This is a genomic window from Sulfurospirillum diekertiae, from assembly GCF_002162315.1.
Lineage (GTDB): Bacteria > Campylobacterota > Campylobacteria > Campylobacterales > Sulfurospirillaceae > Sulfurospirillum.
The window spans coordinates 442,437-457,750 of sequence record NZ_CP021416.1; the positions used below are offsets into that span (position 1 = coordinate 442,437).

General features: G+C 39.2%; 16 protein-coding genes. 5 read left to right on the forward strand and 11 right to left on the reverse strand.

The genetic code is table 11. From position 1 onward, the window contains the following. Positions 1-3 precede the first annotated feature (3 nt). Both Sdiek1_RS02300 and Sdiek1_RS02305 read left to right on the forward strand, forming a co-directional pair. Positions 4-1,428 (forward strand): complex I subunit 4 family protein, encoded by a 1,425-nt coding sequence (locus Sdiek1_RS02300; protein WP_238099106.1) that lies wholly within the window; start codon positions 4-6, stop codon positions 1,426-1,428. A 57-nt stretch (positions 1,429-1,485) separates the two neighbouring features. Further along, positions 1,486-2,991, forward strand: coding sequence for an NADH-quinone oxidoreductase subunit N (locus tag Sdiek1_RS02305; protein WP_087437712.1), 1,506 nt, complete (start codon positions 1,486-1,488; stop codon positions 2,989-2,991). A 4-nt stretch (positions 2,992-2,995) separates the two neighbouring features. On the opposite strand, the gene Sdiek1_RS02310 is transcribed toward Sdiek1_RS02305, so the two are convergent. The 7 genes from Sdiek1_RS02310 to Sdiek1_RS02340 all read right to left on the reverse strand — a co-directional run bounded on the left by Sdiek1_RS02310 (position 2,996) and on the right by Sdiek1_RS02340 (position 10,212). Further along, positions 2,996-4,903 (reverse strand): diguanylate cyclase domain-containing protein, encoded by a 1,908-nt coding sequence (locus Sdiek1_RS02310; RefSeq protein ID WP_087437713.1) that lies wholly within the window; start codon positions 4,901-4,903, stop codon positions 2,996-2,998. A 102-nt stretch (positions 4,904-5,005) separates the two neighbouring features. Beyond that, on the reverse strand, positions 5,006-5,848 hold the full coding sequence (locus Sdiek1_RS02315; RefSeq protein WP_087437714.1) for a phosphate/phosphite/phosphonate ABC transporter substrate-binding protein: 843 nt from the start codon (positions 5,846-5,848) through the stop codon (positions 5,006-5,008). Between the two features lie 115 nt (positions 5,849-5,963). Next, positions 5,964-7,208 (reverse strand): NADH-quinone oxidoreductase subunit NuoF, encoded by a 1,245-nt coding sequence (gene nuoF, locus Sdiek1_RS02320; protein WP_087437715.1) that lies wholly within the window; start codon positions 7,206-7,208, stop codon positions 5,964-5,966. Next, positions 7,205-7,684: an NADH-quinone oxidoreductase subunit NuoE family protein gene (locus Sdiek1_RS02325; RefSeq protein ID WP_087437716.1), complete on the reverse strand. Its 480-nt coding sequence runs from the start codon at positions 7,682-7,684 to the stop codon at positions 7,205-7,207. Before Sdiek1_RS02325 ends, nuoF begins: the two co-directional genes overlap by 4 nt. After that, on the reverse strand, positions 7,681-9,348 hold the full coding sequence (gene nuoD, locus Sdiek1_RS02330) for an NADH dehydrogenase (quinone) subunit D (protein WP_087437717.1): 1,668 nt from the start codon (positions 9,346-9,348) through the stop codon (positions 7,681-7,683). The genes Sdiek1_RS02325 and nuoD overlap by 4 nt, the downstream gene beginning before the upstream one ends. Beyond that, on the reverse strand, positions 9,341-9,859 hold the full coding sequence (locus Sdiek1_RS02335; RefSeq protein ID WP_087437718.1) for an NADH-quinone oxidoreductase subunit B: 519 nt from the start codon (positions 9,857-9,859) through the stop codon (positions 9,341-9,343). The genes nuoD and Sdiek1_RS02335 overlap by 8 nt, the downstream gene beginning before the upstream one ends. Beyond that, positions 9,850-10,212 (reverse strand): NADH-quinone oxidoreductase subunit A, encoded by a 363-nt coding sequence (locus Sdiek1_RS02340; protein WP_087437719.1) that lies wholly within the window; start codon positions 10,210-10,212, stop codon positions 9,850-9,852. The genes Sdiek1_RS02335 and Sdiek1_RS02340 overlap by 10 nt, the downstream gene beginning before the upstream one ends. A 189-nt stretch (positions 10,213-10,401) precedes the next feature. Here Sdiek1_RS02340 and Sdiek1_RS02345 point away from each other — a divergent pair, with 189 nt between their 5' ends. Genes Sdiek1_RS02345 through Sdiek1_RS02355 form a run of 3 tightly spaced genes read left to right on the forward strand, consistent with a single transcriptional unit; the run spans position 10,402 to position 12,800 of the window. After that, positions 10,402-11,520, forward strand: coding sequence for a L,D-transpeptidase family protein (locus tag Sdiek1_RS02345; RefSeq protein ID WP_087437720.1), 1,119 nt, complete (start codon positions 10,402-10,404; stop codon positions 11,518-11,520). A 9-nt stretch (positions 11,521-11,529) separates the two neighbouring features. Continuing rightward, complete coding sequence (locus Sdiek1_RS02350; RefSeq protein WP_087437721.1) at positions 11,530-11,766, forward strand: hypothetical protein; 237 nt, start codon at positions 11,530-11,532, stop codon at positions 11,764-11,766. A gap of 5 nt (positions 11,767-11,771) precedes the next feature. Next, positions 11,772-12,800, forward strand: coding sequence for an alanine racemase (locus Sdiek1_RS02355; protein ID WP_087437722.1), 1,029 nt, complete (start codon positions 11,772-11,774; stop codon positions 12,798-12,800). Here the strand turns inward: Sdiek1_RS02355 and Sdiek1_RS02360 are convergent. Genes Sdiek1_RS02360 through rsmG form a run of 4 tightly spaced genes read right to left on the reverse strand, consistent with a single transcriptional unit; the run spans position 12,797 to position 15,228 of the window. Next, positions 12,797-14,050, reverse strand: coding sequence for a GGDEF domain-containing protein (locus Sdiek1_RS02360; RefSeq protein ID WP_087437723.1), 1,254 nt, complete (start codon positions 14,048-14,050; stop codon positions 12,797-12,799). The genes Sdiek1_RS02355 and Sdiek1_RS02360 overlap by 4 nt on opposite strands. A gap of 5 nt (positions 14,051-14,055) precedes the next feature. Beyond that, positions 14,056-14,439, reverse strand: coding sequence for a hypothetical protein (locus Sdiek1_RS02365; protein ID WP_087437724.1), 384 nt, complete (start codon positions 14,437-14,439; stop codon positions 14,056-14,058). Then, positions 14,439-14,663 (reverse strand): PP0621 family protein, encoded by a 225-nt coding sequence (locus Sdiek1_RS02370; protein ID WP_087437725.1) that lies wholly within the window; start codon positions 14,661-14,663, stop codon positions 14,439-14,441. The genes Sdiek1_RS02365 and Sdiek1_RS02370 overlap by 1 nt, the downstream gene beginning before the upstream one ends. Further along, complete coding sequence (gene rsmG / locus Sdiek1_RS02375; protein ID WP_238099108.1) at positions 14,653-15,228, reverse strand: 16S rRNA (guanine(527)-N(7))-methyltransferase RsmG; 576 nt, start codon at positions 15,226-15,228, stop codon at positions 14,653-14,655. The genes Sdiek1_RS02370 and rsmG overlap by 11 nt, the downstream gene beginning before the upstream one ends. Between the last annotated feature and the right edge of the window lie 86 nt (positions 15,229-15,314).

Genomic DNA, 15,314 nt, shown 5'->3' on the forward strand with positions numbered 1-15,314 from the left:
ATGATGAGCATAGGAATTCTTTCAATTATTATTTTTTTACCAATGCTAACTGCTTTGATATTGATGGTAGTGCCTTTGCATTCTCGCGCTACACGCAATGTTGCTTTTGGCGTATCGCTCTGCATTTTTGCATTGGCACTCTATGTGTATACTCATTTTGACCTGACCGGAGCACTTCAGTTTAAAGAGAGTTATGTCTGGATTAAAAGTTATGGTATTACGTACAGTGTAGGTATAGATGGTTTTTCACTGATTATTTTGATGCTGATTGCAACACTGATTCCCAGTGCGTATCTTCTTTTGTGGAATAATTCTCGCTCCAAAAGTTACTGGATTAACATGCTTTTCATCCAAGCGGGTGTGAGTGGAACACTCTTCTCGCTCGATCTATTTTTATTCTACTTTTTTTGGGAAGCGATGTTATTGCCAGTGTTTATGATTATCGGACTGTTTGGCTCGGGCAATCGCGTCTTTTCAACGCTGAAAATCACGATTTACACCATTATGGGTTCACTTTTTATGTTTGTGAGCATTCTCTATTTGGGTGTGGCGCATTACTATGAATTTGGAGTATGGAGTTTCGCTCTCTCTGATTTAGTCAATATCAGCACCCTCGCACGTGAGCAAAAAATACTTCTCTTTTTTGGCTTTATGCTTGCTTTTGCGATTAAAATTCCGCTTTTTCCTTTTCATTCATGGTTATTGCAAACCTATTCAAATTCGCCAACCGGTGGTGTCTTTTTGCTCTCTTCCATCATGGCAAAATTAGGCGTGTATGCGCTGGTACGCTTTATGATGCCACTTTTCCCTGATTTATTTGTTGAATTTTCCATCTATTTTGTAGCCCTTGGCATTTTTGGATTGGTCTATTTTGGTATCGCCGCAATCAGTCAGCTCAATATCAAAAAGATGTTTGCTTACTCGTCAGCTTCGCACTTAGGGTTGATTACCGCGGGAGTGTTTGCGCTCAATATTCAAGGTATGATGGGAAGTGCCTTTTTGATCGTAGCCCACGCCATTGCAACCGGTGGACTTTTCTTGCTTGTCGGTGTGATGGAGCGACATTTGGGCATTCGCTCCTTAAATGGGTTGGGTGGCATTGCGACCAAAGCCCCTTGGTTTACACTCTTTTTTGCGATTATGCTCTTTTGTACAGTGGGAATTCCAGGAACAAATGGCTTTGTCGCCGAGCTTTTGATCGTGCTGGGTATTTTTCATTACAATCCTTATTTAGGTATGCTCTCGGCTCTTACCGTTTTAGTTGCAGCAAGTTATATGTTTTGGGTGTTTCAAAAGGCCGTTTTGGTTAAAAGTGATAACGATGTCTCCAATATGAAAGATTTAAGACTTCATGAAATTCTAGGACTGGCGCCTTTAGCGGTACTGATTCTTGCGATGGGCGTTTACCCCGATCTCTTTTTTATATAAAATTGAGCCGACGTTGCAGCACTATCTCATCGATATTTTACATGTAGGAGTCAAGTGATGCATTGGATAGAACTGAGTTATCTTTTGCCCTTGATTATCATTGCAAGTGGAGCCGTTGTGTTGATGCTTCTCTCTCCGCTTGAACGATTTTCGATGGAGCGTTTTTCACTCTTTACTTTTCTCATTTTACTTGTGGCATTGAGCACTGATCTATACTATTTTGGAGATCTCTTTACCGCTTTTCCACTGCAAGATATTTTTTCTAAAATGCTGATTGTCGATAGCTATTCGGTCTATTTTGATGCACTTATCCTCAGTGGTGCATTGGTAACTTCTTTGATTGGAACGCACTATTTCCAAGCGAAGCGTCATTTTAAAAAAGAGTTCTTTTCCCTTTTTCTTTTTTCTGTCTTTGGCATGATGCTCCTTGTGCATGCGAATGAGCTTATAACAGCGTTTATTGCACTTGAAATTGCCTCACTTTCTCTTTATGTCATGATAGGCTTTCAAAAGATACATGACAAACGAGTGGAAGCCAGTTACCAATACTTGGTGCTTGGCTCTATCTCTGGCGCATTTTTTCTCTTAGGCTCTGTGCTGATTTACGCAGGGCTTGGTACAACCATTTTAGGCGATCTTGGAAAAGCGCTCGATGGGTTGATGGGTAAAGATGTTTCACTTATTGTCATTGGTGGTACCTTTATTTTAGTGACATTTTTGTTTAAAATTTCCGCATTTCCGTTTCAAAATTGGACGATTGATGTGTATGATGGCTCGCCTCTGCCTGTCACAGCGTTTATGGCGGCAACGTTTAAAGTCGCTATTTTTGGCTTTGTACTTCGTTTGATGCTCATTGACCTTGATCCTATTCGTGAAATGTGGGATACGCTCTTTGTGGTGGTTATTTTAGCGACGTTGCTTTACGGAACATTTTTAGCCATCATTCAAGAAAGCTTGAAGCGAATGCTTGCCGCTTCGAGTATTGTTCATACAGGATATCTGCTTATTGCCTTTGTCTCCATTGGCTACGCAGGGGAGAGTGCATCTTCGTCCATTATTTTCTATCTTGTTGCGTATTTCCTTTCCGCGATGGGTGCATTTGGGCTGATCTCGTATATTGCCGCCGATGAGCATGTGCGTGTAACGTATGAAGATTTTAGAGGCTTTGCGCATGTGCATCCTTATATGGCGGCAATGCTTAGCATTTTTATGCTTTCCCTTGCAGGCATTCCAAGCACCATCGGATTTGTCGGTAAGTTTTACATCTTTACGGGGGCGATTGAAGCAGGTTATACTTTCTTAGCAGTTTGCGGCATCATCGCCACATTCATTTCTATCTACTACTATTTCAAACTCATTGCACTCATGTACTTTTACCCAGCATGCGAGAAAGATGGTGCTCAAATTCCAACGCTCAGTGGCATTACACCCATTACCATTGGTGTGATTGCGATAGCGGTTATTTGGGGAGGAATTGGCAATACCTTCATTGCCTATTTCCCAGGTGTTGACTTCTTAATCGATACGGCAAGACTATCGTATATGTCGTTGTTTATCAAGTAATTCATTATTTGGTCTCATTGTAAAAGCAGCTTTTATGACGCCCTGTTTGTTTGGCTTCATACAAGGCACTATCAGCATTTTTGAGAATAATCTTAGCATCTTGTGTTCCTGTAAAGAGTATTCCGCCTAAAGAGATGCTCAGAGAATAACTTTTTTCATTATAGATAAAAGGATCAATAAAGGCATCTTGAACTTTTTGTGCCAAAGCTTTCATGTATTGAGTTGCAAATATTTTCGTATCACCGAGGTCTTCGAGTAGGATAACAAACTCATCACCACCGAGCCTTGCGATACTATCGCCTTGTCGTAAAGAGTCTTTAAGCCTTCTTGCCATATCTTGAAGCAGTAAATCTCCTACATCATGTCCTAACTCATCATTGATACGTTTGAAATAATCTAAATCTAAAAAGAAAATAGCGCCAAAGGTTTGATAACGTTTCGCACTAACAATAGCTCGCTCAATTCTATCCATAAGCAATCTTCTGTTAGGAAGGTCGGTTAATGGGTCATAAAAAGCAAGATGTTCCATCTCTTCTTCAGTACGTTTACGGTCACTGATGTCCTCCTTAATCGCAATAAAATGTGTAATATTTCCATGATCATCACTAACAGGGGTAATCTGTAATGATTCATAGTACAGTTGCCCATTTTTTCGTTTATTGATCACTTCTCCGTGCCATGGTTGATTGGAAAGAATAGTTTCCCACATATGGGTATAAAATATTTTTTCTTGCTTTCCTGAGCCAACAAGCTCATGAGGTGTGCGACCAAGGGCTTCCCCTAAATGATAGCCTGTAATTTCTTCAAAACCTTTACTGACCCATTCAATAATGGCATCTTTATTGGTGATGATCACAGCATTGGTTGTCGCTTCTAAAGCAGTTGATAAAAGTTTCATCTTTTCTTCCAGTGCTTTTCTCTCTTCGATATTTCTAAAGGCAAAAACCATGCCGAGTGCTTGATCTTCATGAACAATACTATTGCCAAAAATTTCCACTGGGATCATTCGAGAATCTTTACATGTAAAATATTCTGTATCATCTTTCCAAGCACTTTTGGTTACAAGAGCTTTATAAATAGGGCATTCCTCTAGAGGGATAATATCTCCATTAAGAGTGTGCGAGTGGAAAAGTCTATGTGCTTGTTGTCCAATCAACTCTTCTTCGGTATAACCAAGAATAGAGCACGCCTTAGCGTTGGCCAGTAAAATAGTTCCATTTGAATCAATAGCATAAACACCTTCATCTAAAGAGTTCAGAATTGTCTCGATCCAATGCTTTCTCTGTTTCATTTCATTAGAAGTCTCTTGCAGTTCAACTTGAGTTGTCTTGACTTTTTGAATCATAAGATTAAAAGCATTCACAACTTTTGCTGTTTCCCTGAGTCCTCCTTGCAGTTGAATGGGTGCAAAATAGCCATTACCAAGGTCTATCGTTGATTGTTCTAGGGCACTTAGTTGTTCTAAACTACGGTAAAGTGTTAGCCAAAGCCCTAGAAAATCTAAAAGAATAATGGCAAACATAACGCCAAAATGGACTCTAAAATCATTCCATATACGATTGCTAAAACTTTGGATACTAAGTCTTACTGCAATGGAGCCATAGTCAATTCCCCCTACTGAAATGTGGGTTTGACCATAACTATCGTAAAGTCCAAACAGGGTTTCAAACCATTGAGGAGCATCTTTGGGCTCTTCTGTATCACTACTTTGAAGCGATTTTCCTGTTGCATCGTAAAATACAATGTTTTGTACATAAGGAGAAGTGATGTAGCCATTAAGTTGTTGTTGGATAGTTTCATAATCGCCAATGACGATTGCTTCTGATAAGAAGATAGGAAGCATTTTTAACGTTTGTTCTTTTTGCATCTCTAAATCATGAAGAGCATCTTGTGCATCTTGCTTAGTTAACATAATTAAGATAAGTCCCCCTGCAAAAAAGAAGCGAGAAACTGATTGCTATAAAGATACGATGGGCAAAAGATAAATGAGCCCATATAGAGATGAAAATTCTTTTCATGGCTTCTTCTTTATGAATGAATGAGCATAGAAATCACGGTAACTTTGGTATTCTTTAGCAGAAGAGTTTATAAAACCAAGGGGTGAATCTTGTGCAATGAGTTTAGCAGAAGCTTCAAGAATTTTTAAGCCTTCTGGGTCACTGTTCATTTGCACGAAAGCATTTTGAATCGCTTGAACGGCATCTTTGGGTATGCGAGGATGAACGGATATGGGAATATTGAGAAATTTTTCAGATTCCCATAAAACACGGTACGATATATTTTCACGACGGGCATAAGCACTCATCACTTGATTGTTAACAGCAGCAACCATTACTTTTCCTACTTTGAGTTGTGCCATAATGCCCTCTTGGTTGCCGCCAAAAACAGGATTAACGTTAATACTCTGATGTTGCAAATAGTCCATAGGAACGGCATATCCGATAAAAGCTGTTAGAGAAGGGAATCCTACTTCTTTACCAGCAATATCCTGAAGCGTATACAATGAGGAATCAGCTAAAGTGACAATCTGTCCCGTGATCGCTCGGTCTCTTGGTCGTAAAATGACTTGATAATTTGCCTCAGCCATTTTGGGGCTAAAGATGGTGTTGGAGTAAACAAAGTCGTAGGAACCTTTTTGGATTGCTAAATTTGACTCAGGTGCCGTACGCGCAACTTTTAAAATCAGAGGAACACCACTTTTAGATGAGACGTAGGTTAAAATAGGGTTCCAATATTGTGCTGTTAAGAGCGCATTTCGCTGAGCCAGAACCCCAAACGTGTAAGGAGCGTTTTCTGCAGCGACTAAGAAGAAGGAACTGAAACAAAATAAAATTATTGTTATGCGTTTAAAAAGCATCCGTATGTCCCCTATCCAAGAGGCTCAGATTCATCTTTTACAAATGAATGAACCATGTTACATGAATACAAGCGTAACAATAATTAGCTTAATATTATCAAAAGCAAGGGGTATTTTAATGGAGTAGCGCCTCAAACTCTTCACGAAATTTTTTAAGATAACTCTGCGCAATAAAGGCTACCGATGGTGCAAAAACACAGATGGTTTTACCATTGAGCATATCGCACGCATCAAGAATAGTGTTGAAGTCTTCTTTGCTTCCTTTTCCAGCCAAAATTTTGGCTAAAATACGATCGACCCAGCCAGTACCTTCACGACAAGGTGTGCATTGTCCGCAGGATTCGTGGTGGTAAAACTCAAAAAGATTTTTCATCACTTCTGGGATGCTGACATCTTCATCCATCACGATTATTCCGCCCGTGCCTAAAGCTGAGCCATGGGCTTTGAGGCTTTCGTAATCGAGCGTTATATCTTCAATCTCATCGGCTTTTAAAATTTGTACTGAGGATCCACCGGGAATAACAGCTTTGAGTTTCTTGCCATTTTTAAGACCGCCACACAGATCGTAAATGACCTCTTTCATTGAAGTCCCATACGGCAATTCATAGACCCCTGGGCGCTCTACGTGACCACTGATGCCAAAGAGCATTGTGCCAGGAGATTCTTTGGTGCCATACATCTGGTACGCGCCATAGCCTTCGTTGATGATGTAGGGAACGCTTGCGATGGTTTCAACATTGTTCACCACCGTAGGATTACCAAAAAACCACTCAGGCTCTTTACCTTTGGGCTTAAGTCTAGGGTGACCGCGCTTGCCTTCCAAAGACTCTAAAAGAGCGGTTTTCTCACCACAGATGTACGCCCCAGCCCCTTTATGAATCGTTACATGTAAAGCATAATTATGCCCTAGAATGTTCTCTCCCAAAATGCCTGCCTCATATGCTTCATCAATGGCTTCTTGCAAACGGTTCATCCAAAAGACGTACTCACCACGAATATAAACATACGCATGATGCGCACCAATGGCATAACTTGAGCAAATGATGCCTTCAATAAGTAGATGCGGGTCAAACTCTAAAATCTGGCGGTCTTTAAAGGTTCCGGGTTCTCCCTCATCGGCATTTATGACCAAGTAAATAGGTTTGTCACTGTTTTTTGGGATCAGTCTCCATTTCTCACCGGTATGCGCTCCCCCACCACCTTTGCCACGAAGTCCACTTTTTTCGACTTCTGTCATGACTTCATCGGGGCTCATTTTAAAGAGTCTCTCTAAAGAGGCGTATCTGCCATTTTCTCTAGCGACATTCAGGGTGTATGCTTCGGGAATATCAAAATTTTTACTGACTAATTTAATCATCATTTTGAGAGTTCCTCCAAGAGTGCATCGAGTTTCTCAACGGTAAGATTTTCGATGTAGTCATCGTTAAGACGCATACATGGGCTTGTACCACATGAGCCTAAACACTCGACTAAAGAGAGGGTAAATTTGCCATCCTTACTTGTTTCACCAGCTCGTATGCCAAGGCGTTCTTGCAAATGTTCTTGCAACGTTTTAGAACCTGCAAGCATACAGGAGAGGGTTTTGCACAGTTGTAAATGGTATGTTCCAATAGGTTGGAGGTTGAACATGGTATAAAAAGAGGCAACAGAGTAGACCTCCATTGCGGAACATTCAAGTTTTTTAGCAACGTATTGCATCGCATCTAAACTGATCCACCCTTCTTGGTACTGAACCATCCATAAAGAGGGGAGCATCAAGGAGCTTTTATCGGGATAACGCTCTAAGAGGGCACTAAATTTTTCCTCATTTGCGTGATTGAATGCAAACGTATTCATCGATCTAGCTCCCCTGCAATGATATTAAGACTTCCTAAGGTTAAAACGGCATCTGCAATCATGCTCCCTTCAATGATGCGTGGATACGCTGCCATTGCATAAAAGCAGGGAGGTCGGACTTTGATTTTATAGGGTGTGCCACTGCCATCGCTGACAATGAAAAAACCGAGTTCTCCATTGGCTCCTTCGATCGCTCGGTAATACTCAGAAGCAGGTACTTTAACGCCTTCATAAATGAGCTTAAACTGGTTCATTAAGCCTTCAATATTGTTATAGACTTCTTTTTTCGGAGGCAAAGAGATAGCATGATCTGGCACACAAATAGCACCTTTAGGAAGTCGTTGCATGGCTTGGTTGATAATGCGCGTACTTTGCTTGATCTCTTCAAAACGTACCATCATGCGGTCATACACGTCTCCAACACTGCCAAGAGCGATGTCAAAATCAAAGGTCTCATAGTGATAATAAGGAGCTGTGACACGAAGGTCGTAGGCAACACCACTGGCTCTGAGATTGGGACCAGTGAGTCCTCGATTGATTGCATCTTCTTTAGTGATAATACCAACATTTTGAGTGCGATCATGAAAAATACGGTTGTGTTCAATGAGTTTCAGTGCTTCTGTAACCCCTTGTTCGATCTCTTTAAGACAAACATTCAGGTCATTTTCAAAACCGTCATACAAGTCGTGGCTCATTCCACCAATGCGCATGTAAGAGTTCGTAAGACGTGCTCCTGTCAGCTTGGAGAGAAGGTCATACACTTTTTCACGTGGATTGTAGAGATACCAGTAGTTGGTAAGGGCTCCCATATCAACTAAAATTGCGGCTAAGCAGACTAAGTGGTCGATGATGCGTGAAAGTTCACCGACGATAACACGAATAAACTTAGCACGTTCTGGCAGATCAACACCTAAAATACCTTCAACCGCATGAGCGTAAGCGATGTTATTTAAAATAGCGGAGCAGTAATTAAGTCTGTCGGTATAGGGAATGATTTGGTTATACGTATGATTTTCACATGATTTTTCAAAACCACGGTGTAAGTAACCAATCTCACTCACAGCACAGGTGATATTTTCACCATCGAGTGCTACAAAGGTGCGAATCGTTCCATGACTTGCGGGGTGTGCAGGACCTAAGTTTAAAAACATCAGTTCATCTTGTGGCGTGAAGCCTTTAGTTTTCAAACAGGGCGTCATTTCATCCATCAAATCATCACTTTGATGACACAATTGTCCTTGTGTAATAGGGTAGTCTTTCCGTAAAGGATGCCCTTTGAATTCTTTGTGATTTAAAATGCGCTTGAGGTTAGGGTGGTTTTTAAAATGAATGCCATATTGATCCCAGATTTCACGTTCTGCCCAGTTTGCACTTTTAAACAAAGAGGTAATACTTTGTGTTGCAAGTGAACTATCGATGTAGGTTTTAAGGGTGATGAGGTTTTTAAAATTTTGATCACGTAAAAGATAGACAATGGCGAAACGCTCTGGTTGATTCTTTACATGTAAATAATCTATGGCGGTCATATCGACTAAAAAAGTATAATGATCTTTCTCTTTAAGAATGTGTAATGCTTGTACAATAAGCGCTTTATCAAGGATAAACGCTCCATAAGCATCAATCGTATAAGAATCTGCCAATGTTTCTTTAAAAAATTTAGGCATCCAGTGCTCCTTTAAAGACGCGTTTGGCACGATCTTCTAGCAAGCTTTGAGAGGCCTGTATTTTTTGAATTTCCAAAAGGGCATCTAAAAAAGCCTCTGGACGAGGAGGGCAACCTGCGACATAGACATCTACAGGAATGATGCTGTCGATACCTTGAAGGGTCGTGTAATTGTCGTAAAAACCGCCACTGCAGGCACAAGCTCCCGCACTGATGACCCATTTTGGCTCGCTCATTTGATCGTAAATCTTTTTTAAAATCGGTGCTTGTTTGTAACTGACGGTTCCTGCAATAATGAGTAGATCCGCTTGACGAGGGGAAAATCGAACAACTTCTGCCCCAAAACGAGAGATGTCGTATTTACTACTGGCAACACTCATAAATTCAATAGCACAACACGCTGTTCCAAAAATATAAGGCCACATAGAGGATTCTCTCGCCCAAGAAATGGCACTATCCAGTTTAGTGGTAATGAGGCTTTCGCCAAAGATTGCTTCTGCGCCTACTGCCATGAAAGTGCCTTGATACGATAAATGTAAATAAGTCCAAAAAGAAGAAGCCCTATAAAGGTAAACATCTCAAAAAGTCCAAAAAGGCTGAGTTCTCGTACATTGACTGCCCATGGAAACATAAAGATAATTTCGACATCAAAAAGAACAAACAAAATAGCGACCAAATAAAACTTAGCGCTAAAGCGGCTTTCACTTGTTCCAATAGGTGAACTGATGCCACTTTCATACAGACTGTTTTTGGCTTTATTGCCTGTATTGATGGGTCCCAGCTTTTGGCTGAGTAAAAAAAGTGTGGGAAGAAGAATGACCAGTAGAGCGACGAGTGAAGAAGCTAAAATAAGTTCTAATGACATGGGCGCATCTTTCGTTGAAGTTAGATAAATTCATGATAGCCAAAGATTTTTAAAACTTACGTAAAAAAAGAAAATCAATTTATATTCGTCAAAAGAGGAGCTCTTAAGTCATTTTTTTATAGAATAGCCTCCAAAAATTGTATTAGGCTAATACTCGTTTGGGGTTAAAGTCTATTTAAGAGGGGATGTATGCGCTATCTGGTCTTTTTATCTCTTTTTGCACTTGCTTTGTATGCGGCAACGGCTGAAGATATTTATAAAATTTACAAAACTAAAGGCATTAACGCTGTTGAGGATTTTCTTAAAAAAGAGTTTGAATCCAAAGAGGTTAAAGAAGTACCGGTAAAAGAGGCTAAAAAAGAGAAAGAGCTTGTTAAAGATAGAGAGGTTATTAAAGAACCAACGGTTAAATTGGGACAAAGACTTCTTGCCAAACCTAAAACACCGACTGAAAAAGAGTCAGTTTCTCGTGATTATTGGTTAAGACATCTCAAAAATATGGATGTAAGTTACGGTTACTATGAAGATGTTGAATCGCTTATTGTCTGTGAAAAAGAGAAAAAACGTTGTGAGATTTTCCATATCGAAGAGGATGGTTTAAAACTTGTTCGTGGTCATGATGATGTTATTATGGGTAAAAGTGGCGATAAAGTTAAACGAGGCGATCTTAAAACACCTGTGGGTGTGTATGAAATCACGAAACGCTTTAAACCAACCAATCAATTTTACGGACCACTTGCGTTTGCACTTTCATACCCAAACCTTTTTGATGTCTTAAGAAATAAAAGTGGCGATGGTATCTGGATACATGGTATGCCAATCGATGGTAAAGACAGAGATGATTTAAGTAAAGGGTGTGTGGTAATGGAAAATAACGCCATTTTAAACCTTGACACTGAAATTAATGCACAAAGTGCCGTTGTCATTATCGGGGAATCTAAAGTTCCTAAAATGACACGTGAACAAATTGCAACGATTTTAAGTGAAGTCTACAAATGGCAACGTGCTTGGAAAGTCAATGATATTAATGCGTATTTAAATTTTTACTCCAATGATTTCAAAAAATCAGATGGATCAGGAAAAGTACAATTTTCAAATATGAAAAAACAGATTTTCTCACGCAAAGAGAACAAAATGATTCTCTTTGAAAATATGAGTGTTGTACCTTATCCAACCATTGATGATCGGAAGCTTTATAAAATTTCATTTTTGCAAACCTACAAAAGCCCTTCATTTGCCTCTAAGGGTGATAAAGAGCTTTACATAGAACTTGTTGGCGATAAAATGCAGGTTCTGGCTGAAAAATAAGGATAGAACGTGAATGAAAATGAAATAGACATTACGAAAGAACTTGCTAAACTTATCGAAGCAAGGGATGCCTTTATGGCATATATCGATGCAAATGTCCCCAAAGACAGCAAAGGAATTGCCTTTGATTTTTCCAACCATCCAACCTTGGATGCAAAAGCAGTATATGAGCATTTTTATAAACTGGATTATCAAGCCCGCAAAATTCGTGGGTTTGTCATCCGTAATTTTGAGGTGAAAGCGTAACTAAAATGGCATTTATTACAATTAACAAAGCGCACTTTTTTCATAATCTTGATCTTTTAAGTGCAAGGGCTGGGGGCAAAACAAAGCTCATGGCGGTTTTGAAAGATAACGCCTATGGGCATGATTTAAGGCTTATGGCAGAACTGGCTTCTGAGTATGGTCTTCTTCGCGCTGCCGTAAAAAATATTGAAGAGGCGGAGTCTATTGCTGATCTTTTTGAAGAAGTTTTGGTATTAGTCGATCATCCTACCTCTCGTAAACTCTCTCCTTCTATTTCGCTTGCAGCACACTCTTTGGAAGCGCTTCAAGCGCTTCCTACGGGAACTTCGATTCATTTAAGCCTTGATACAGGCATGCACCGTAATGGTATTAAAGAAGAACAAATTGAAGAGGCATTGGCGCTTATTCATGCCAAAAAATTGCAACTAAAAGGTGTTTTTACACATTTTAGAGGCGCAGATGAATTCAGTAGTGAATTTTTCTGGCAACGAGCTAATTTTGAGCGAGGTAAAAAACGTATTAAAGCTTTAGAGGCTCATTATAGTTTGCCACATATTGCTTTTCATTGCTGTAACTCTGCAGGGCTACTTCGTACATACTCTTTAGGCGATGATGACTATGCACGTCCAGGTATTGCGATGTATGGTTATACAACGCTCAATCCTTTAATAGCAACCTACGATCTGAAACCGGTTCTTTCTCTTTGGGCTGAAAAACTCAGTACCCGTGTGCTTAAAAAAGGCGAGCGTGTTGGATATGGTAGTGTTTATGAAGCACACGAAGATGAAATTATTTCAACGTATGATATTGGCTATGGGGATGGTTTTTTCCGTTTTGATGGCTTTAAGCCAGTAAAAATGGCCGATGGAAGTTTTACAAAAGGTCGCATGTCTATGGACAGTTTTTGTTTAGGCGGTGACGCACAAAAGGTCTGTATGTTTGATGATGCAAATCCTTTGGCGGAACAGTTTAATACGATTAGTTATGAGATTATAACAAAGCTCTATCCTGCATTAAAGCATGTGATTATTTAAATATCTGGTGTCATTTGAAGTTTGACTTCAATGGCATTTCCCTCTTTGAGCGAGGCTGCTACAAGTGCCCCTTCTACTCTTGCCTTAAAGCTACCCATGGTATCTTTAGGTGCAAGGGATGTAATACCATAACTGCAACTTATTTTCCCAACACGAGCAAACTTTGTCTCTTCAAAAATGGCTTGAAGTTTTTGGGCTACTTTTTGACCTGCTCGAAAGTCAACATCGGGTAGCAGTAGTGCAAATTGATCGTTTGTCCATTTTCCCAAAATATCAACTTCACGGGTATTTTTTTTGACTAATTGAATAAAATCTTTTTTGAATGCTGTAATAACCTCGGCTGGGAAAATTTTAGTGAGATTTTTAAGCATTGTGATGTCGATTAAAACCAGTGTAAATTCGGTATGGTAACGTTTGTGACGTTTAAACTCATGTTCAATATATTCTTGTACTTTTGTAAAATTAATAATATTCAATACTTTGTCAAAATGGCTTATCGTATCACTCGAATATTGAGTATTGATACTTTGTAAAAGCTCTTTTTTTGCTGCTAAAGAGAGTGCAAAAGTGAGCATTTGTACATATTTTTGAATCATTGGAATCGCATGTTCAATAAAATGAGCGTCATCAGAGGCAAGCATCAAATTGCCCAAAGGAAATTCACTGCGATCTTCTTTGAGCATAAAACTAAAGAGCGTAAATGATTTCGTATCAACTTTAACAGAGTCCTGTGAAAAGCCCCGTTTTTCTATAAAGCAACTAATAGCAACCTCTTCAACAGCACTTCTTGAAGCATTCGTACGAAAAGGGAGAATCTCTTTTGAGCGGAAAGTTGCTTTAATAAACTCATTTTCGTTGTAAAGAGTAAGAGACTCTTTGTTGTAAATAAAAAGTAGGCTTGATTCAAGGTGTAAAATCTCTTGTAGAATTTCAAGTGATTTGATCACATTTATTTTGGTAGAAAGCGAAGAAAAAAGAATATCAGCGACACGTTGGAGTTCACCAAATTCATTGATAGCTTCTTTTTGGGTTTTTTGAAAAGCATTTGATTTAAAAAAGAGAGGTGTGAGGCTTAAAATAAACAAAAGTCCTGCGGTAAGAAGCTTAACAAAAATAAGGCCATGGGACGTCATAAGGAACAGCTCATCACTCAATGCTGAGTTGTACAATGAGGCATTGGTATAAGAATCAAGAACCCAGTAAAGTATCGTAATGGTAAAGGCTAAGAAAATAAAATGTTTTTTTTGCATCGTGATTAACTCAATGAAGACGTAATAGCCGATTCGAAAAGAATTCCATCAATCGTATGAGATGCCGCAAATTCAATATCATTGTCATCGTTACTAAGCAGGAGCACTTTGCCTTCAAAGAGGTAGTCATCTGCAACTTTTTGTGCATGAAGTGCCAATGTTTTATCGACAACAAAGTAAGAAGCGCCTAATGCATTGGCTAAAACAAGCTCTTTAATCTGCTTTACATGTAAAGCGAACGAGAGCTTTTGTGTGGAGCAATATGCAATTAATGTAGGATCAAAATTGAACAGTATGGTTGCATTGGAAGGTGTTTTAGCAATCTGATCCACCGAGTCAACACGATAAAAAGGCGTACTCGGGATAAGTTCATGTCCAATGAGTAACATTAGGGTAACCTCGCACACTCTTTTGAGCAGTAGAAAAGGCCATCTTTAATGATTGCCTCTTTGTGGCTAATAAAAGTTGAACACGCTTGGCATTCGACCATCGTTTCTCCTTCTAAAACTTTTTTAGAAGATTTTTTTTGAATATCTTCTTTACGGCTATTTTTAAAGAAAAAGAGATAGATTAAAAAAATAACAGCAATAAACAAAGCAATTTTAAGCAACATCAACATCCTTCATCACTAAGTAGTAGCGTTTGTCACGTTGATAAACCTGACAATTTTGCAACCCTTTGATCTCCTCTTCAACCAATTCGCCTTTATAAAAAAGCAATGTGGTATCAGGAGTAATAAAATCTTTGCACAGTTTGATTAACATTTTAGTGTTAGTTACGGCGCGAGAACTAATAAGCTCAACTTTGAAAGGGGAAACCTTTTCAACTCTGTGTGTAACTATATCGACATTTTTGAGTTCAAGCGTTGTTTTGGCTAAATGCAAAAAAGCACTTTTTTTCGCGATTGGCTCAAAAAGTGTAAAATGCACCTGTGGTAGCGCAAGGGCAAGTAATAATCCTGGAAAACCAGCTCCTGTCCCAATATCAATCGCATGCTTTAACTCGTTTAGATGTAAAAATTGTAATGGATAGATACTATCGTCAATATTTTTAAGAACAGCTTCTTTTGTTTTAGCACCCGATATATTATGCGTTAGGTTGTATTTTAAAAGAAGTTCGATGAGTATCTCAACGTTGCTCCAAAAAGATTGAGGAAGATCATAATGGGTATTCATCATAATAAAGTAACCTTTTTGTCATGACTTTAGTCAAGGTGTAACGTTATAGTTTCTTAATATAATACAGTATATGTCATTAAGAGCCT